This window comes from Parageobacillus caldoxylosilyticus, assembly GCF_019272935.1.
Taxonomy (GTDB): domain Bacteria; phylum Bacillota; class Bacilli; order Bacillales; family Anoxybacillaceae; genus Saccharococcus; species Saccharococcus caldoxylosilyticus.
Genome location: NZ_CP040553.1, coordinates 174199 through 193067, shown reverse-complemented (window position 1 = coordinate 193067; position 18869 = coordinate 174199). Strand labels below are relative to the sequence as shown.

Annotated in this window: 18 protein-coding genes, 1 pseudogene and 2 riboswitches; of the genes and pseudogenes, 13 read left to right on the top strand and 6 right to left on the bottom strand. The window is 46.0% G+C overall.

Annotation, left to right across the window (positions count from 1 at the left end):
* Nucleotides 1-249 precede the first annotated feature (249 nt).
* The 7 genes from BV455_RS01050 to thiE all read left to right on the top strand — a co-directional run bounded on the left by BV455_RS01050 (nt 250) and on the right by thiE (nt 8312).
* The gene (locus tag BV455_RS01050) at nt 250-1932 is read left to right on the top strand and encodes a long-chain fatty acid--CoA ligase (protein WP_017437475.1); all 1683 of its coding nucleotides are present in this window, start codon (nt 250-252) and stop codon (nt 1930-1932) included.
* Nucleotides 1929-2909, top strand: a complete 981-nt coding sequence (locus BV455_RS01045; protein WP_017437474.1) for a phosphotriesterase family protein — start codon at nt 1929-1931, stop codon at nt 2907-2909. Before BV455_RS01050 ends, BV455_RS01045 begins: the two co-directional genes overlap by 4 nt.
* 144 nt (nt 2910-3053) lie before the next feature.
* On the top strand, nt 3054-4721 hold the full coding sequence (locus BV455_RS01040; protein ID WP_081161115.1) for a DUF6044 family protein: 1668 nt from the start codon (nt 3054-3056) through the stop codon (nt 4719-4721).
* 13 nt (nt 4722-4734) lie between these two features.
* Nucleotides 4735-5769: a glycosyltransferase family 2 protein gene (locus tag BV455_RS01035; protein ID WP_017437472.1), complete on the top strand. Its 1035-nt coding sequence runs from the start codon at nt 4735-4737 to the stop codon at nt 5767-5769.
* A 52-nt stretch (nt 5770-5821) separates the two neighbouring features.
* A riboswitch (TPP riboswitch) is annotated at nt 5822-5935 on the top strand.
* A 59-nt stretch (nt 5936-5994) separates the two neighbouring features.
* Entirely contained in the window at nt 5995-6807 is an 813-nt protein-coding gene (gene thiM / locus BV455_RS01030; protein ID WP_061579314.1) for a hydroxyethylthiazole kinase, read from the top strand.
* Nucleotides 6808-6822: 15 nt separating this feature from the next.
* Nucleotides 6823-7635, top strand: a complete 813-nt coding sequence (gene thiD, locus BV455_RS01025) for a bifunctional hydroxymethylpyrimidine kinase/phosphomethylpyrimidine kinase (protein WP_042409609.1) — start codon at nt 6823-6825, stop codon at nt 7633-7635.
* A gap of 2 nt (nt 7636-7637) precedes the next feature.
* Nucleotides 7638-8312, top strand: a complete 675-nt coding sequence (thiE, locus tag BV455_RS01020) for a thiamine phosphate synthase (RefSeq protein ID WP_081161130.1) — start codon at nt 7638-7640, stop codon at nt 8310-8312.
* A 19-nt stretch (nt 8313-8331) separates the two neighbouring features.
* Here the strand turns inward: thiE and BV455_RS01015 are convergent, their stop codons facing one another.
* Nucleotides 8332-9327 carry an acyltransferase family protein gene (locus BV455_RS01015; RefSeq protein WP_017437468.1) on the bottom strand — a complete coding sequence of 332 codons (996 nt, stop codon included), beginning with the start codon at nt 9325-9327 and terminating at the stop codon, nt 8332-8334.
* 100 nt (nt 9328-9427) lie between these two features.
* On the opposite strand from BV455_RS01015, the gene BV455_RS01010 reads away from it, so the two are divergent.
* From BV455_RS01010 to BV455_RS01000, 3 genes are all read left to right on the top strand, one after another.
* On the top strand, nt 9428-9619 hold the full coding sequence (locus BV455_RS01010; protein WP_218687625.1) for a hypothetical protein: 192 nt from the start codon (nt 9428-9430) through the stop codon (nt 9617-9619).
* A complete protein-coding gene (locus tag BV455_RS01005; RefSeq protein WP_042409601.1) occupies nt 9619-9798 on the top strand; it encodes an H-type small acid-soluble spore protein in 180 nt (59 codons plus the stop codon). The genes BV455_RS01010 and BV455_RS01005 overlap by 1 nt, the downstream gene beginning before the upstream one ends.
* An 82-nt stretch (nt 9799-9880) precedes the next feature.
* Nucleotides 9881-10048 (top strand): twin-arginine translocase TatA/TatE family subunit, encoded by a 168-nt coding sequence (locus BV455_RS01000; protein WP_017437465.1) that lies wholly within the window; start codon nt 9881-9883, stop codon nt 10046-10048.
* Between the two features lie 25 nt (nt 10049-10073).
* On the opposite strand, the gene BV455_RS00995 is transcribed toward BV455_RS01000, so the two are convergent.
* Nucleotides 10074-11546, bottom strand: coding sequence for an amino acid permease (locus BV455_RS00995; protein ID WP_218688003.1), 1473 nt, complete (start codon nt 11544-11546; stop codon nt 10074-10076).
* Between the two features lie 149 nt (nt 11547-11695).
* A riboswitch (Lysine riboswitch) is annotated at nt 11696-11885 on the bottom strand.
* A gap of 182 nt (nt 11886-12067) precedes the next feature.
* On the opposite strand from BV455_RS00995, the pseudogene BV455_RS00990 reads away from it, so the two are divergent.
* Nucleotides 12068-12651 (top strand): annotated as a pseudogene (locus BV455_RS00990) (YitT family protein).
* 18 nt (nt 12652-12669) lie between these two features.
* Here BV455_RS00990 and BV455_RS00985 read toward each other — a convergent pair.
* From BV455_RS00985 to BV455_RS00975, 3 genes are all read right to left on the bottom strand, one after another.
* Nucleotides 12670-14028: a S8 family peptidase gene (locus tag BV455_RS00985; RefSeq protein WP_081162556.1), complete on the bottom strand. Its 1359-nt coding sequence runs from the start codon at nt 14026-14028 to the stop codon at nt 12670-12672.
* Nucleotides 14029-14124: 96 nt separating this feature from the next.
* Complete coding sequence (locus BV455_RS00980) at nt 14125-14268, bottom strand: hypothetical protein (protein WP_223845284.1); 144 nt, start codon at nt 14266-14268, stop codon at nt 14125-14127.
* 50 nt (nt 14269-14318) lie between these two features.
* A complete protein-coding gene (locus BV455_RS00975) occupies nt 14319-15707 on the bottom strand; it encodes a peptide MFS transporter (protein ID WP_081162559.1) in 1389 nt (462 codons plus the stop codon).
* Nucleotides 15708-16313: 606 nt separating this feature from the next.
* On the opposite strand from BV455_RS00975, the gene BV455_RS00970 reads away from it, so the two are divergent.
* Both BV455_RS00970 and BV455_RS00965 read left to right on the top strand, forming a co-directional pair.
* Nucleotides 16314-18251 carry a hypothetical protein gene (locus tag BV455_RS00970; protein ID WP_026078653.1) on the top strand — a complete coding sequence of 646 codons (1938 nt, stop codon included), beginning with the start codon at nt 16314-16316 and terminating at the stop codon, nt 18249-18251.
* 72 nt (nt 18252-18323) lie between these two features.
* Nucleotides 18324-18464: a hypothetical protein gene (locus BV455_RS00965; protein ID WP_218687624.1), complete on the top strand. Its 141-nt coding sequence runs from the start codon at nt 18324-18326 to the stop codon at nt 18462-18464.
* A gap of 22 nt (nt 18465-18486) precedes the next feature.
* Here the strand turns inward: BV455_RS00965 and BV455_RS00960 are convergent, their stop codons facing one another.
* The gene (locus BV455_RS00960) at nt 18487-18849 is read right to left on the bottom strand and encodes a hypothetical protein (RefSeq protein ID WP_017437350.1); all 363 of its coding nucleotides are present in this window, start codon (nt 18847-18849) and stop codon (nt 18487-18489) included.
* Nucleotides 18850-18869 lie beyond the last annotated feature (20 nt).

Sequence of the window (18869 nt, the reverse complement as noted above, 5' to 3'; positions counted from 1 at the left end):
TCTTGGCGCCTTTCATGGTTATGGATGACAAAGTGTTTGTATAAAAGGAATATTCAAAATATTATTGATATTACTGAAAAGATACGGTATCATGAAAGAAAATGCATACACATGGCATACTGACCGGTTAGTTAATAAGTGGTACAAATGATAGAGGCAATAGATTAAAAGGCGACATATTGTTTTACTAATGCATGGGATTGTAACCGCTTTCTATTGAAATTTTATAGATGGAGGAGAGGGGATTCCATGAATAAACGCCACTTTCCGTATTGGCCGAAACGGTTGAGCAAAACGCTGACCATTCCGGAAACGACGATCGTCGATCATTTAGAAACGACAGCGAAGCGCTACCCTCAGAAAACCGCTATCCATTATTACGGCGCCTCTTATTCTTACAAGCAATTATGGGAGCAAGTCAACACGCTCGCCGGCTATCTGCAGCAAAAGCTTTCCGTTCAGCCAGGAGACCGAGTGCTTTTATACATGCAAAATTCCCCGCAGTTTATCATTTCCTACTATGCGATTTTGCGTGCCGAAGCGATTGTTGTTCCGATTAACCCGATGAACACGTCCGAAGAACTTTCGTTTTACGTCAAAGATTGCGAAACGAAAGTCGGCATTGTCGGGCAGGAGCTGTTTGCCAAAGCGGAGCCGCTATTATCTACAACCCCGCTCGAGCATATCATCGTCGCCGCTTATTCGGACTATATTTCCGAATCTTCGCCGGTCGCGCTTCCGGATGAAGTCGCATTGCCGCGGCAAGCGTATGACCATGAACATGTTTACTATTGGGCCGATTGTTTAGAAGCAAATCTTGCGCCAAACCCATATCAAGGGCATGTTGACGATATTGCCGTGCTTCCATATACATCGGGAACAACGGGAGTGCCAAAAGGATGCATTCATCCGCACCGGACGGTCAACGCCAGCATTATTAGCGCCTATCATTGGGCGAACGTAACAAGCGATGCCGTTTGCCTTGTCACCTTGCCGCTCTTTCATGTGACGGGAATGGTTCACAGCATGCATCTTCCGATTTTTGCGGGATCGGCCATGGTGGTGATGACGCGCTGGAATCGCGACAGCGCCGCGCGCTTAATCGAATTGTACGGGTGCAGCCACTGGGTCAATATCAGCACGATGCTGATTGATTTTCTATCCAATCCTTCCTTATCAAAATATGACATTTCTTCTTTGACGAGCATCTCTGGCGGGGGCGCGCCGCTTCCGGAAGCTGTTGGCGAAAAATTATTTCAGGTGACAGGGGTGCGATATTTCGAAGGATATGGGCTTTCGGAAACGATTTCCCATACGCACTTCAACCCGCCGGACCGCCCGAAGCTGCAATGCTTAGGGGTGCCGTCCTTTGATGTCGATGCGCGCATCATTGACCCGGCGACCGGAAAAGAGCTTGGCGTCGGGGAAGTCGGGGAAATCGTCGTGCACGGTCCGCAAGTGTTTAAAGGCTATTACCGCCGCGAAAAAGAAACGGAAGAAGCGTTTATTGAACTTGACGGAAAGCGGTTTTTCCGCACTGGCGATATCGGCCGCATGGATGAGGAAGGATATTTCTTCATTGTCGACCGTGTCAAACGGATGATCAACGCGTCCGGATATAAAGTATGGCCGACGGAAGTTGAATCGCTTCTGTATAAACATCCGGCCGTCCAGCAAGCGTGCGTTGTCGGCGTCCCTGATCCGCGCCGCGGCGAGACGGTGAAGGCGTTTATTGTGCTCCAGGACGAATACGTCGGCAAAATCACAGAGGAGGAAATTATTGAATGGGCAAAAACGCAAATGGCCGCCTATAAGTATCCGCGCCTTGTCGAGTTTCGCTCGTCTTTGCCGATGACATCAAGCGGAAAATTGCTGTGGCGGAAATTGCAAGAGGAAGAGTATCAAAAATTAGAAAAAGGGGCGAAAGCATGAAAAAAGGAATGGTGGAGACCGTCTGCGGCCCTGTGCCGGCGAGCGAGCTTGGCAAAACGCTGATCCATGAGCATTTTGTCTTTGGGTATCCCGGGTTTCAAGGCGATGTGACGCTCGGACCGCTCCGCTTTGAGGAAGCGCTCGAGGCGGGAATTGCCGTCGCGCAAAAAATGATGGCCCATGGCATCCAAACCGTTGTCGATCCGACGCCGAATGACTGCGGCCGCAATCCGGAGCTGCTCCGCCGCATTTCCGAAGCGACCGGGCTGAACATTATCTGTGCAACTGGATATTATTACGAAGGCGAAGGGGCAACGCCGTATTTTAAGTTTCGCCGGCTGCTCGGTACGGCGGAAGAAGAAATATATGACATGTTTATGGCGGAAATTACAAACGGCATTGCCGGCACCGGCATTAAACCAGGCGTCATCAAACTGGCGTCAAGCAAAAACCGGATCACCGAATATGAAAAAATGTTTTTCCGCGCCGCGGCCCGCGTGCAAAAAGAAACAGGAATCGTGATTATCACCCATACGCAGGAAGGAACGATGGGGCCGGAACAGGCGGCATACTTGCTCGAGCACGGTGCCGTTCCGCAAAAGATTGTCATCGGCCATATGTGCGGAAACACCGATCCGGAATACCATAAAAAGACGCTGCAATACGGAGTGTACATCGCTTTTGACCGCTTTGGCCTTCAAGGTATGGTCGGTGCCCCAACGGATGAAGAACGGATCCGCACGTTGCTTGTTCTGCTTCGCGAAGGCTTTGCTGATAAGATTATGCTCGCTCATGATACCGTCAATATTTGGCTCGGCCGTCCGCTGCAGCTGCCAGAGCCATTTGCGACGATGACGAAAAACTGGCATGTCGAACATGTATTTGAACATATTATTCCAATTTTAACGAAAGAAGGAGTGACAGAGGAACAGCTAGAGCAAATGTTTTTGAAAAATCCTGCCGCTTTGTTTGCGTAAGCGCCGATGAAAAGGCCGTTTCCAGAAAGCAACGATCCGTTGCTTTTTGGGATGGTCTTTTTTTGTTGCACAAAAAAGATGAATATTTTTCCACTTTCGTTAGAAAATATAAGGAAGATACTGATAGACAAAGGAGGGGAAGAGGTGCCGGCAATAGAAAAGCGACTCCTATTCTTCTCATTCCTTGCGATTGCTTTGTTTGTATCGCCGTATTTTTTGCTTGGCGAGGATGCGCATATGCGAGTCCACGATAATTTAGATTCGAACATTGCCTGGTACAAAGTTGTCACTAGGAGCGGGGAACTGTTTGGCTCGGTCCATGCGGTCATCCCGCAAATCATTAACGGTCTGCCGCGCAACGCGTTCGGTACAGAGTTTAGCGGGATCGTTTGGCTTCATGCGCTGTTTCCCTCGATTTACGCCTATGGCTTAAGCCAGGCGATTACCCGCGTCTTTGCGTTTATCGGCATGTATTTGTTGCTGAGAAAGCATGTGATGCCTGGAGAAAAGTGGGGATGGGTCCGCGTTGGAGCATCGCTTGCGTTTGCGCTGACGCCGTTTTGGCCGTCGGGGATGCTGAGTACACTTGGCATGCCGCTCGCGCTATGGGCGTTTCTCAATATCCGCAACGGCGAGCGCTCATGGATAAATTATGCCGTGCTTACGTTATTGCCGTTTTATTCGAGCTTTGTGCTTGGCTTTTTCTTTTTCTTAAGCGCGCTAGGCATATGGTGGCTTGTCGATGTTCTCCGCGGAAGAGGTTGGAACTGGCGCTTTTTCTTGGCAATCGTCTATATGACGCTGCTTTATTTGGCGATTGATTACCGTCTCGTTCATTCGCTGTTATTTTCCGATGAACCGACGAGCCGTGATGAATACTTCCATGCCCGTTTGCCGCTTTGGCGGGTGATCCGCTTAATTTTCAAAAACTATATTCTCGGCCACACGCATGTGATGACGATGCATGGTCTTGTCATTCTGCCGGTGACGCTAGTTGCGTTATATATCGTCTGGAAGAAAAAAATATGGCAGCGGGAAAAATTATTTATCTTTTTGCACGTGCTCAATTTCGCGCTGTCCACCTGGTATGCGTTTTGGTTTTACAAAGGCTGGGCTCCACTGACAGAACGCTTCGACTTGTTGGATAAATTTAATTTCGCCCGCTATCACTTTTTGCGGCCGATGGTTATTTACGTGTTGTTTGCTGTCTCATTAAAAATTTTGTGGCAGCAAGGACAAGCGTGGAAAAGGCTATGTTTTGCCGCCATCGCCGCTCAGTTGGTGGTGCTCACTGCATTTAATGAAGAAATTGCCCATCGCCATAAGCCGTCGTTTCGTGAGTTTTATGCGGAAAAGCAGTTTCAAGAAATAAAAGAGTATATTGGCCGTCCTGTTCATACATACCGCGTCGCCAGCATTGGCATTCATCCGGCGATTGCGCAATATAACGGGTTTTATACGCTCGATACGTATAACAATTTTTATCCGCTTTCCTATAAGCATCAGTTCCGCCAAATCATCGCCAACGAACTCGCGAAAAACAAAAAGTTGCGCGAGTACTTCGATGAGTGGGGCGGACGCTGCTATATTTTTGTCGATGAACTGGGAAAACATTATATGTTTAAAAAGAATTCGAAACGAACGATTAAACATTTAGATCTCAACACCGATGTGTTCTATCAAATGGGCGGCCGCTACATTTTTTCGGCACTGCCGATTAAAAACGCCAGACAAAATAAGTTGGCGCTCGAAAAAGTGTTTCACTCGAAAGAGTCGGCATGGAGGATTTATTTGTACAAAGTGATGCCATAAGGAGGGAGATCCAATGGGTGAGCCGATGCTTACGATTGTCGTGCCTTGTTATAATGAAGAGGAAGTGTTGCCGGAAACGATCCGCCAGCTCCGCGCGCTGCGGGAAGCGCTCATTGCGGAAAAGCTGATTTCGGCTGACAGCACGCTCCTTTTTGTTGATGATGGGAGCCGCGATGCGACATGGGACATCATTTACAAGACAAGTTTGCGTTATCCGGAAGTAAAGGGGCTGAAACTGGCGCGCAATGCTGGTCATCAAAATGCGCTGCTGGCGGGAATGTTTGCCGCAAAAACGCGTTCGGACTGCATCGTTTCGATTGATGCCGACTTGCAGGATGATATTACGGTCATTCGCGATTTTGTCCAAAAATTCCAAGAAGGCTATGAAATTGTGTATGGGGTGCGCAAGCGGCGCGATGCCGATACGTTTTTTAAACGACATACGGCGCAAGGTTTTTATAAATTAATGAAAGCGATGGGGGTCGACCTCGTTTATAATCATGCTGATTATCGTTTAATGAGCCGGCGTGCGGTCGAGGCGCTCGAGCGGTTTGAAGAGGTGAACATGTTTTTACGCGGCATTGTTCCTTTGCTTGGCTTCCGTTCGGCAACGGTGTACTATGACCGCAAGGAACGGGTTGCCGGAACGACGAAGTATCCACTGAAGAAAATGATCGCGTTTGCCCTCGACGGAATTACATCGTTCAGCATTACGCCAATCCGCATGATTTCTCTTATCGGCTTTGTTTCTTTTTTCGTCAGCTTACTATTCGGCGTCTATTTTCTTATTTTAAAATTTACCGGCCATACGCAAACAGGATGGACGTCGCTGATCACCTCGATTTGGCTGCTTGGCGGTCTGCAGCTCATCGCCTTTGGACTGATTGGCGAATATATTGGGAAAATTTACAAAGAAACGAAACGGCGGCCCCGCTATATCGTCGATTTAGACTTATTTAATCTGCCAATGCCGCATTGTTGGCACCAGTCTTCTTCCCTGCCTGAAGGGGTAGGAGTGCAGGAAATTCCGCCTCATCGCCCATCCTAATATTTTGCTTGCAATATCGAAAAAGAAAGAGTAGACTGTTTGATGAACAACGATATAGCAATGCGGGAGCTTGCGGAAGCAGGCTGAGAGTACGGCTATATTCCGCCGTTGACCGTTTGAACCTGTTTGGGTAATGCCAGCGCAGGGAAAGTGAGGATGGGGCCGCTTATACACTTTGCTTGCGCGCAAAGTGTTTTTTATTTTCACAAAAAGGAGAGGATGGGAATGGTGAATAGTCAGGAAGCGGCAAGCGTGCTGCAAAAGGTGAGACAAGCTAATCCACTTGTACATAACATCACCAATGTTGTCGTCACGAATTTTACCGCCAACGGCTTGCTGGCGCTTGGCGCCTCACCGGTGATGGCATACGCCAAAGAGGAAGTGGCCGATATGGCCAAAATAGCCGGGGCGCTTGTCTTAAATATCGGAACGCTGCATCCAGAAGAAGTGGAAGCGATGTTGATTGCCGGAAAAGCGGCGAATGAAGCCGGCGTTCCGGTTGTTTTCGATCCGGTCGGCGCTGGGGCGACGCCATACCGCACGGAGACGGCGCGCAACATTGCCGCTGCGGTCAAACTGTCCGTTATTCGCGGCAATGCCGCGGAAATCGCCAATGTCATTGGGGAAACGTGGAAGATTAAAGGGGTCGACGCCGGAGAAGGAAGCGGCGATGTCGTCGCTTTGGCGGAAAAAGCGGCGGCGCAGCTGCAAACGGTTGTTGCGATCACTGGAAAAGACGATGTTGTCACAGACGGCAAGACAACGTACGTTATCCATAACGGACATCCGCTGCTCACGAAAGTAACAGGAACGGGCTGTTTATTGACCTCTGTGATCGGCGCTTTTGCCGCGGTGGAACAAGATGTGCTGAAAGCAGCGGCGGCCGCGCTTGTCAGCTATGGCGTCGCCGCCGAAGTCGCGGCGGGCGAAGCGGGAGAACAGGGATTTGGCAGCTTCCAAATCGCCTTTTTAAATGCGCTTTCTCGCATCGGAGCGGAGGAGATTGACCGATACGGCCGCATCGAACAAAAAGGGTAAAGAGGGGAGAAAATCATGGTATATAAAGCATTGACAATTGCTGGTTCTGACAGCGGCGGCGGCGCCGGGATTCAGGCCGATTTAAAAACATTTCAAGAATTAGGCGTATTTGGCATGTCCGCCCTCACTGCGGTAACGGCGCAAAATACGCTTGGCGTGCAGGGAGTATACCCGCTGTCGCCGGAAGCGGTCGCAAAGCAAATCGAATCGGTCGCGACGGATTTAGGAGCAGACGCAGTGAAAACAGGAATGCTTTTTAGCGCTGAAATTATTGAAGTGGTCGCTGCGAAAGTGAAACAGTTTGACTGGGATCGCCTCGTTGTCGACCCGGTTATGATCGCCAAAGGCGGCGCACCATTGCTGCAAGAAGAGGCGGTAAATGCGCTGAAAACCTATTTGTTGCCGCTTGCGATGGTCGTCACGCCAAATATTCCGGAAGCAGAAGCATTAACCGGTCTTATGATCCGCACGATGGATGACCGTAGGGAAGCGGCGCGCCGCCTTTATGAAATGGGAGTCCGATATGTGGTGATCAAAGGCGGCCACGACGATGATGGAGAGGAAACGGTCGATTTGTTATACAATGGCCGCGAGTTTTCCTATTTTACGGGCAAACGGATTGAGACGAAGCATACGCATGGAACAGGCTGCACGTTTGCCGCGGCGATCACGGCCGAGCTTGCCAAAGGAAAAACGGTGCAGGAAGCGGTGCAGACGGCGAAATCGTTCATTCAAGCCGCTATTAGCCATACGTTAGGCATCGGCCATGGTCACGGTCCGACGAACCATTGGGCGTACCGGGAAAAAAACGGTGCGGTAGGTGAGTAAAGGTGGCGCGAATAGCAAGTGAGGCAATGAGGGAACAATTGGAAGTATATTTTATCATGGGAAGCGTAAACTGTGCCAAACCGCCGGCAGAAATATTAGCGGAAGCGATTGCAGGCGGCATTACGCTTTTTCAATTCCGAGAAAAAGGAAGCGGTGCGCTAGTTGGCGAACAAAAATATGAGCTCGCCAAGCAATTGCAGCACATTTGCCAAGAGCATGGCATTCCGTTTATCGTCAATGACGATGTCGAACTAGCCCTCGCTCTCGACGCAGATGGAGTGCATATCGGGCAGGAGGATGGAGACGCGCGCATCGTCCGTGAAAAAATTGGTGATAAAATTCTTGGCGTTTCCGCGCATAATTTGCAAGAAGCACAAGCGGCAGTCGCCGCTGGCGCCGATTATATCGGCGTCGGTCCCATCTATCCGACGAAATCGAAGGAAGATGCGAAAAAAGCGCAAGGACCGGGGATCATCCGTTTGCTGCGCCGCCATGGCATCGCCATTCCGCTGGTTGCTATTGGGGGCATTACGGCGGACAATGTCGGCGAGGTCATCGCGGCAGGGGCGGACGGTGTTTCCGTGATCAGCGCCATCGCTTCTGCCCCATCTCCGGCGGTGGCTGCCAGACAGCTGGCCCAAGCAGTGCATTTAAGCAAAAAGGGTGCCCAAAAGTAAGGGCACTTTTTTTGCTTGCCTAAGAAACGGCTTGTTTTCTTTTCGGCAAACGCAGCTCTAAAAGCGGTTGTGTGATTTGTACGATCGGTTTGCTTCCAAGAAGGAACACAACGAGAAACGACAATCCTAACAGCAGCGGATAGCCGTGAACGCTCATGATAAAATTCGGAAACTTTGTCTCGTGCAAATATTTTAAAATAAACCCGTGCAATATATAAATATAAAACGTTCTTTGCCCGAACACGGAAAACGAATAACGCTGGTTTGGGATCAGAGCGAGAAAACTGATCATCATCAGTGTGCTTGCCCCATAAATCATGAGACGTCCGGCAACGCCAACCTTTTCGGGAACGCCAAGTGTATCATATGATTTAGAGCCGTACAGCCATTCCTGTGGCAAATCCGGAAAACCAAAATGAATCAGAACGAACATGGTGATGAGTGCAACAATGGAAAATAAGCGAATGCGCCATGTAAATAAGCGCTCAATCTCGCTTTTTTCAAGAAAAAATCCTAGCAAAAAGAACGGGAAAAACGTAAATGTACGCGATAGGCTCAGCCATTTTTCCGCATCAAGCATTCCGGCTCCGACCCCTAAAAGAAGGGCAAGTGACAGCGATATCGATTTTGGCATTTTGGCAAATACCCATAACAGCACGTTCCAGCTGAACAAACTGATCAAAAACCATAAACCCCAATGAGGAGTTAACAAATCAAATTCGAGCGAATCTTCTTCATATAAGAAGAAATAATAAATAGAGTAGAGCAGTTGAAAAATAAGATAGGGAACAAGCAGCTTTTTCGTAATTTTTTTAAAATATCCTTGTTGATGAAACTTTTTTGCGAAATAGCCGGAAATAAAGATGAACGCTGGCATATGGAAAAAGAAAATCCAAACGTATAAGCTATGCACCCATAGCACATTGTCGATATATGGGCGGAGAAAGTGACCGAACACAACGAGGAGCATTAATATGCATTTCGCGTTGTCAAAATAATAATCCCGCTCACTCATAGTGTCTTCCTCCCTTCTTATTTACACCAATTCGAATCATACTCCTTCTTTTTTAAGGGGTCAATAGTTGATTATTCATTTGGAAAGGTGTGGCAAGCGCATGATCGATAGGGAAGAACGGGAAACTACTGATATGACCCAGCTTTTACAAGTCATCAACGCGAAAGGGGACGAAGGGGAGATAGAACAAATTGTCCATCCCGTATGCAACGACGAGTTATTCTGGAAAAGTTTGCGCGCGTTAGCGGAAGATAGCGACAAAACAGATGAGGAAGGGAGGGAACATTTGTAATGGAAATGGTGCGTGCAAAACAAATCGCGGAGTCAGGAAAAATCGTACCAGTCACATACGAAGGCCAGCAAGTAATGATTCAACACGTGGATGAAGAACGGAAAATGGCGCGTATTTATCTCAAGAACAAACCGGAGGAAGAAATGGAAGTACCGGTTCGCCTTTTGCAAGAAGGATAGTCGTAGTCGTACATGCGGATGGCACGTTTCTTGTTTGTATGATATAATGAAAAAAAATAACTCAACATATGGAGTGAATCAAATGAACATCGGGTTTGGCGAAATTGCCCTTATCGTTTTCTTCGCGTTGTTGATTTTTGGACCGAAAAAATTGCCGGAATTGGGACAAGCGGCGGGAAAAACGTTGCGGGAATTTAAAAACGCGACAAAAGGAATCATTGACGACGAGGAACAAAAAATACAAAAATAAGGACTTGGTGCTGCATGCCAAGTCCTTATTTTTGTTCCAAATCGCACTCATGCAATGGAATGACTTTTGTTTTTTTCACGAACTTATAGCCAAGCCAGACGATAAGGAAAAGAGGCAACCCGATATAGGAAACAAGCACTCCGTACCAGTCGATCGTCCCGCCTATGAACGCTGGGTAGTTTTGCCCTAAAATGACGATGGAGCAAAGAACAAAGGCAAAGATCGGACCGAACGGAAACCATTTCGCTTTATACGGTAAATCATCAAGACTTTTCCCTTGCGCCACATACGCTTTGCGGAAGCGGTAATGGCTGATGGCGATGCCAAGCCAGGCGATAAATCCCGACATGCCGGAAGCGTTCAGCAACCATGTATATACCACTCCATCGCCAAAGAGTGAGGCCAAAAAGGCAAGCGTTCCTAAAGAAGAAGTAACGATGAGTGCATTGACGGGCACGCCGCGCTTATCCAATTTCGCTAAAAATTTCGGCGCCTTTCCTTCGCGGGCCAAGTCCCAAAGCATGCGGGTCGATGCGTACATGCCGGAGTTGCCTGCGGATAATACGGCGGTTAAAATGACTGCATACATGACGGACGCGGCAAAGGCAATTCCTGCTTTGTCAAACACAAGCGTAAATGGACTTACCGACACGTCGTCATTAGCCAGCTTAGGATCTGTATAAGGGATTAACAAACCGATGGCCAAAATCGCCAGCACGTAAAACAGCAAAATGCGCCAAAACACCCGGCGAATGGCACGGGGAATGCTTTCTTTCGGATTTTCTGTTTCTCCGGCGGCGACGCCTAACAATTCTGTTCCTTGGAAGGAAAATCCCGCTGCCATAAAGATTCCTAGCATCGCCATAAAGCCGCCGTGAAACGGTGCATCTTTGATGGTAAAGTTTTTAAAGCCGACCGCTTCGCCGCCCATGATGCCAAAGATCATCAGAAAGCTGACAATCAAAAAGATGATTACCGTTGCCACTTTAATAATGGAAAACCAATATTCCGCTTCGCCAAACCCTTTAACGGATAAATAATTTAATAAGAACATAATCGCTAAACAAAGCGCGCTCCATAAAAGCGATGGGCTGTTCGGAAACCAAAATTTCATAATCATCGTCACCGCGGAAAGCTCCGCCGCAATTGTAATCGCCCAGTTATACCAATAATTCCAGCCCAACGCAAATCCTAACGCAGGGTCGACGAATTTCGTCGCATAGGTGCTGAACGATCCGGAAACGGGCATATAGGCAGCCATTTCGGCAAGGCTTGTCATTAAAAAGTACACCATAATGCCGATCGCGATATAGGCGGCAAGCGCTCCGCCCGGTCCCGCGGCATGCACTGCTCCGCCGCTGGCTAAAAATAGTCCCGTGCCGATGGTGCCTCCAAGGGAGATCATTGTTAAATGGCGTGTTTTTAATTTTCGTCTTAGCCCGCTTTCCGAATGCGAAACAGTTAAAGAGCCAGCCGTTGTTTTTGCTGGTGTTGCCATCATTGAACCACTCCTTTTTGGATTAGGCTAATAAACTGAGAATGCATAACTTTTACTTATAAAATAAAATCTGGATCCTATAAATAAAAAAGCCGTCGAAGGAGATTCGACGGCAGTATGGTTTGGCAACTGCATCCATCAAATTCTCCCACGAAGATAGCGCTCCATGCGTGCACATTCGTGCGCGCATGACAGTGTTGCCCCTATTCGGCGACAACCCCAGCCCAAACATTCAGAGCAATGTTCAGGCTTCGGCAGCTTTTCCTTTCCGGCAAAGTCTTTGACGTGCTCTGCGTCTCGTTTACCGTACTCATAAAAGCTGCGACCTCTACTTCGATGGTCGAATGAGCGGTTTTATTCTATTATGTTAATATATTAATATATTATGGCAATTATTGCAACAAAAAAATAGAAATAAGAGACAAGTATTGATAGATGCTGCCATATAATAGCGGTATCGAAGTTTTTCTAGCGCGCCGGTTTGTTGGTAAGCAAGCCGAAAAACGATAGGGTGATCTCCGATGTTAAGAAAAATAATGACCACTATTATTGGCAGCATTTTTCTGGCTATCGGCATCAATGTATTTTTAGTTCCCCATCATTTACTCGATGGGGGCATTATTGGAATCGGTTTAATCGTGAAATACATTTGGCATGTAAAAGCGGGGCTGACCATCATTTTATTAAGCATTCCCCTTTATATTATAGCTTGGTTTTACTATCGTCCGTTTTTTTATAACAGCCTGCATGGTTTATTGTTTTCTTCGTTGATGATTGATGTATTTTCTGTGCTCCGCGGCGCTATTGTGCTCGATCCGATTCTTAGCTCTATCATTGGCGGCGTTTTAGTCGGCTTTGGAATCGGTATGATGTTGCGGGAAGAGACAAGTACGGGGGAACGGATTTATTAGCGCAGTTTATTGCGAGAATGACCAATTGGAATGTGGGAATTATTATTTTTCTGATGGATGCGCTGATTATTACGATTGGCAGCTTTATCATTGATTCGACTTCATTTCTTTATTCGCTCATTGTCGTCACCGTAGTAGGGGTGGTGACTACGATGCTGACACAGTCGAAAGGATGGAGACATTACGTGATGTAACCATCTCCATCCAGCTGGCTAGCTCGAGCGGCTGGCTAATTCCAGCGCACGATAGACGTTGATCAAACCATATCCGTAATACGGATCTTTGCCGTTGTTCCCAAGATCAGTAGCGGTGTCGATAATAATTTGCTTCACCTCATCGTTCGACAAGCGGGGATTTAAAGAACGGATGAGACCGGCTAATGCCGTGACGTGGGGGGCGGCCATCGATGTTCCAGACAGCGCCGCGTATCGATGATGCGAGAACGTGCTGGCAATATTGGTCCCTGGTGCGACTACATCCAAATAATTACCGTAATTGGAATAAGAGGCGAAGGAAAGATCTGGATTTACTGCGCCGACGCTGATCACTTCTGGATAGGCGGCGGGAAAGCTTGGCTGAGAAGTACTGTCGTTTCCTGAAGCGGCAACAAGCACGACATCGCGGTCATAGGCATAACGAATCGCTTCTTCCAATACGGTAGAAGGCTGATAATTGCCGAGGCTCAAATTGATCACTTTTGCCCCATGATCGACTGCCCAGCGGATTCCTTTTGCTACGTCAAAACTGGTGCCATAACCATCTGCATTTAACGCTTTAATAGGCATAATCGGATTGAACCACGTGATGCCGGCAACGCCTTCATGGTTGTTTGGCTGCGACGCAATAATGCCTGCCACGTGTGTGCCGTGGCCGTTTTCATCTTCCGGAATATTGTTCTCGGTAAAAACGTTATAGCCCGTTTGCAGGCGACGGGCAAGATCTGGATGATCCAAATCGACCCCGCTGTCGATAACGGCAATGGTAACGCCTTTTTTTCCGCGTGATAACATCCAGCCAGCTTCGGTGTCGATCGCCGGCAAATTCCATTGATAACGCGAATATAATAAATCATTTGGAATTTCGTTTTGTAAATAAATATAGTTTGGCTCGCTATAAGAAACAGTTGGGATGGATTCAAAATATTGATGTAATTCAAGATATGTTTTGCTGTTAGATCGAAAGATGAAAAAGTGATCAAACTGATTGATCAATTTTCCGTCGATTGCCCGTTCTATTCGTTTGATCTCTTGTACTGCAGGAAGTTTTCGAAACCGAACCGTGATTTCATGGTTAAAATAATGGCTTTTGTCGCGGCCGTTATGATCGATTTTTATAATTTTCGGATGACGGTTCAACTGATTTTTGATTTTTTCCCCCATTGCAAAACTGTCCAATGTTACGACAGTCGGATGAGAACGAGGAGTGGTTGCCTGATAAGGGGCTGGTTTCGGCTTTAGCTGATTCGTTTCTTCATGATGGACTGTCGGACGATATGTTGTCACCATTGCTATGATCATTGCAAAGACGATGATCATTCCAGCGGCGATAGCAAAAAGAGCACGTTTACTCATCTGTGTGTCACCTCACTAGTTATAGGGTGAACCAACAGAAAAAAAATATGAAAAAATGGGATTCTTACCTTGACGGTTGAATCCCATTGAAAGCAGTTAGCGTACGTTACTTGTTTGTAGCGCCTGCTGCGCTGCCTGCATATCAACGCGTAATTGTTCTTGGACGTTTGCCAGATGGTAATACCCTTTGTTAATCATATATTGGCTAATTTGTTCGTAAAGCTGAATGGCGTCGTTCAAATGTGAAATATTGTAAAAAAAGCTGGTCCCATTAACGGGATCCAGCTTTTTTAGTTCATCATTCGCACAAGTTTTTTCGTAAACAATAGCAAAATCAGCCCTAGTCCGATGGTTACGCCGCTAATTAAGCTGAAAATTTCTAAATAACCTAGAGATTGGGTAAATGCCGCTAATTGACCAGCCAACAATTGTGCGACACCAGTTCCTGCTAGCCATACCCCCATGAGAAGCGATGCTAAGCGAACAGGAGCAAGTTTACTTACCATCGACAATCCGACTGGCGATAAGCAAAGCTCACCGAGCGTGTGAAGGAAATAAGTGAAAATGATGAATAATAAATTCGCTTTTTCGACGATATGTTGCTCATCGCTTCCTGTTTGCAATACAGCTGGAATTAGTACGGCAAATCCAAGACCAAGCAAAATCATACCAAGACCCATTTTTGCTGGAATTGGCAAGTCACCGCGTTTTGAATTCGAAAGCTTAATCCAGATTTGTGAAACAATCGGTGCCAACACGATGATAAAGAATGGGTTTAGTGATTGGAACCAAGAAGTAGGCATCGTCCAGCCGCCGATCGATTTATCTACAAATTTGTCTGTATATAGTGTTAAAGAACTTCCAGCTTGTTCAAATCCAGCCCAGAAGAAAATAACGAAGCACGTTAAAATAAAAATAACAGCAACGTTTTGTTTTTCTTGTTTTGTTAAAGGAGCTTTTGTTTTTGTTTCCTTGTTTGTTTTCTCTGGTGCGCCGACAGGTTTTTTACCAATATCTCCTAAATAACGATTTCCAAATAAATTGAAAATTAATTGTCCAATGATCATACCGATCGCAGCAGCTAAAAATCCGTATTTAAATCCGTAATGGATGACGCCATTAATGTTCGTTGCGAAATATTCTTCCGCTAAAAATCCGCATACGAGTGGCGAAAATAATGCCCCTAAGTTAATTCCCATATAGAAAATGGTGAACGCTGCGTCTTTTCGTTTATCGTTTGGAGCATAAAGTTCCCCGACAAGCGTGGAAATATTCGGTTTAAAGAAACCATTACCAATAATTAACAAAAGCAATCCGATGTATAGCCCTGTTTGATTGTTGATGGCAAACAGGACGATGTTACCAAGCGCCATCGTAATACCGCCAATTGTAATCGCCAATCTTCTTCCTAAAACTCGGTCAGACAAATAACCGCCAACAAGCGGAGTGAAATAAACTGCACCAGTAAAAAATCCATAAATCGTCATTGCGACGCTTGGTTTGATTCCTAATCCGCCGCTAACAAGTTCTGTTGTTAAATAAAGAACAAGGATCGCTCTCATTCCATAGTAGCTAAATCGTTCCCAAAGCTCTGTAAAGAATAGCAAATAAAGCCCGGGTGGGTGTTTCATTTTTTTAGGCTGATTTTGCAACGTCTGTGTTTCTGGTACTACACTCATTATATTTCCTCCTTGCTGATATAATGACACTACCGGCTTTAATGTCTTTTTATGTCTTTTCGTGTCTTTTTATGTCTATTTTAATTTACAAAATATTTATATGTCAACAAAATTATATATAAATATATAATTCTAAATTTTTAACAAAATTAAATCCGCTATTATAGGCATAAAAATTAAATTAAATATTTTTTTTAAATAATTTTTTATGGTATTTTAATAAAATTTTAAAAATTTAATATGTTATAAGTTTTTAACATTTTTCCGAGAAGTCTTCCTCCTCTATACAGAGCAAAGGCGGGAGATGAATTGGAAGGTTTTTGATTCCCAAAAACGAACATATCTACATATTGCGTAAGCAAGAAGTAGTAGAAGGATTGGACTGCTCCATCGGTTTTGTGCCGATGTTGCTGGAAGATTGCTGATGAATTCATCGAATGAAAGGAGACCGCCTTCTTCTACGCGGAAGCTTTTTCGATGGAGAGGGTAAGAAACTCCCGCCTCTAATGTAGGTGAGAGCTTCATTTGTAGTAAAATGGTTAATTTTCATGGGAAGGGGTACACTATGCCTGTTGCATATTCTTGATGGACGGTGAGAAAAAAGGAATGCGCAAAACATATATCATCATGATCATTTTCCTTTTGTTGTTAATTAGTGGGGAATTTTTTCTCAATACCAATTTCGAATATGCATTCTTACCTGAGAAAGACGATGTAGTGAAGTATGAAGCGAATAATCAAACGGGGACAGATATTTGGGGAAAATGGATTAGCGCGGAAACAGGAAAAGTGAAAAAATTATCAGATGGTACAGAAACGCCTGTCTCTGCTAAACAAGGTGCTATTGCTGTTGATAAACAGCTCCTTCAATTAGGACGCGAAGTGTTTTATAAAGAAACATTTGGCAATGAGGTGTTTTTGACGGATATTATGGGTATTGTGAATGGACCGTTAACCATGACGAATATCGCTAAGGCGATTATTGCTTTAAAAGGAAAGGGAACGACAAATTTACAAGTTGAGCTGGCAAAAGATATTACCATTGGTAACCGGACGTATAAAAAAGGAGAAAAAATTGACACAGGCATTGATGTCCCTAAAGGATCCTTGTTGCCGTTAGGGATGCCGGTTGTTTGGGATCACGGTAAACTTCGCATTGGCATTAGTTGCGCTGCTTGTCACGCGACGGTTGATCCGAAAACGAAAAAAGTGGTGGAAGGAGCACCTAACAATGATTTAAATGCTGGATTGCTCATGGCATTAGCAACCAATTCAGCCGCTTATTTTACACATGCGGACATAAAATCACTGAAAAACTATATTCGTTCTGTTGATCGGGTAGTGGTGGATTCAAAAGGGCGGAAATCATCGCTTCCTGATCCGCAATTGCTTGAAAAAGAGGTAGACCGTATTTTCGCAAGCTGGCCGCGGGGGAATTTCGATTCTACTATCGATATGAAAGCAAATCCGTCGCAAATACCGGATTCATTTACATTAGGAGATCATCCATATGGATGGAGCGGGTTCGCAGCAGCTGGACCGTTCCGTGGGCTTTCTACGTTTAGCAATAACGTTCACGCACAAAACGCTGATTCTCTTGCGCAATCGGAAATTAGCGAAGCGTTATTTGGAGTGGATAAAGAAGTGTATATTGGAACGATACTGCAAAATGCCGCTAGCCCAAAATTTCGTTATAAGCCGAATGTGAACGAAAAACCATCGGAGTTTTTTGCAAAGGTAGATCCGACCCCTGGTGTTGTCGGTGTCAACAAACTCGTTGCTCCACCGCAATTTCCGAAAGTATCGCTCGTTGCACCGGACGGGCTAGTTGTTAGTGAACCTGGATATCGATTTAATGAACAAAATAATGCTGTAGCTGCTTGGCAAAACACGATTAATCCGCCATCCCTAAGCGCAAAAATAGATGCAGTGCAAATAGAAAGGGGGCGTGGCGTATTTGTTAGAGCTGGATGTATACGCTGCCATGCGGGGGCATATTTAACCAATCATCGTGTTGTTTCGGCGAAGGTTGTCGGAACCGAGCCATCGCGGGCACAAGCATTAAAGAAAACAGAAAAAGTATTTGGTGAAGCGGTTTTCTATGCTCCGGATACACCTGTTCCAATTCCAAAAAACGCTAAAGTATTAAAAGTACCGACAGAACAGCTAGATAAAGAACAAATACGTTTAGCATTTGCACATGGCGATTCTCCAGGGGGGTATAAAGTGCCTAGCTTAATCGGCCTTTCTTGGAGCGCTCCTTATCTCCATGATGGGGGTGTTGCGGTCGGACCAAACGGGGAGCTCGGTTTAGCCGAAACGCTGGGAAAAGGGATTGTGCCCGATGCGCGCAATAGTCTTCGCGCGTTGATGGACCGAACGCTGCGGCAACAAGTGATTCGTGCGAACGCTTCTGATCCACACCTCCGTGCTGTGCATGTAAGCGGTGATGGACATCGTTATTGGATTGACCAACAGTCGGGATTTACGAAAGAAGAACAAGAAGCAGTGATCAATTATTTACTTTCCCTTACCTATCCGTAATCGATTGGGAGCAGTTCACTCGCAAAAACATATCCTCCTCGGTCCACACTAATGGATAGAGGAGGGAGCTGCATGGACAAAACGTGTTTTTATTGCCAATGTGAATGCGATGACCAAGTTTATTATGTATCGTTTTGTGTTTCAGACGAAGAACGTGAAGAAGCGTTATGTCCGGAATGTTACGAGGAGTGGCTTCACGGTATAAAAGGATAGGATAAAAAAATAAAACCGCACCTTACGGCGATACGGGTGCGGTTTTTTTGGTAAGCGGCGGAGTTGCGATCGTCTCGTGAAGATCGCTTTTTTCGTCGTAAGAACGGTAAACGATGGGAGCGGAGTTAGACGAAGAAACAGATATAAATAAAATATGTTCATCGTTTCCTTTCGTCTTCTTTGTTTCCATTGTTAAGACGGCATTGTCCAAACGAAGGGAGTAAAATCGATACGTTAGACCAAGCCATGTTTTTTCGGATACCGAAGTATCGGGATGCTCCCGGATCAGCTGGGCGATATCGGAAAAGGAATGTTTCTCCCACTGCAGCCGGTCTATTAGCGCATTTGTCGTCTGTTTCATCCAGTTTTTCCATGACTCGAACATTGCTCTCACCTTTTTTATTC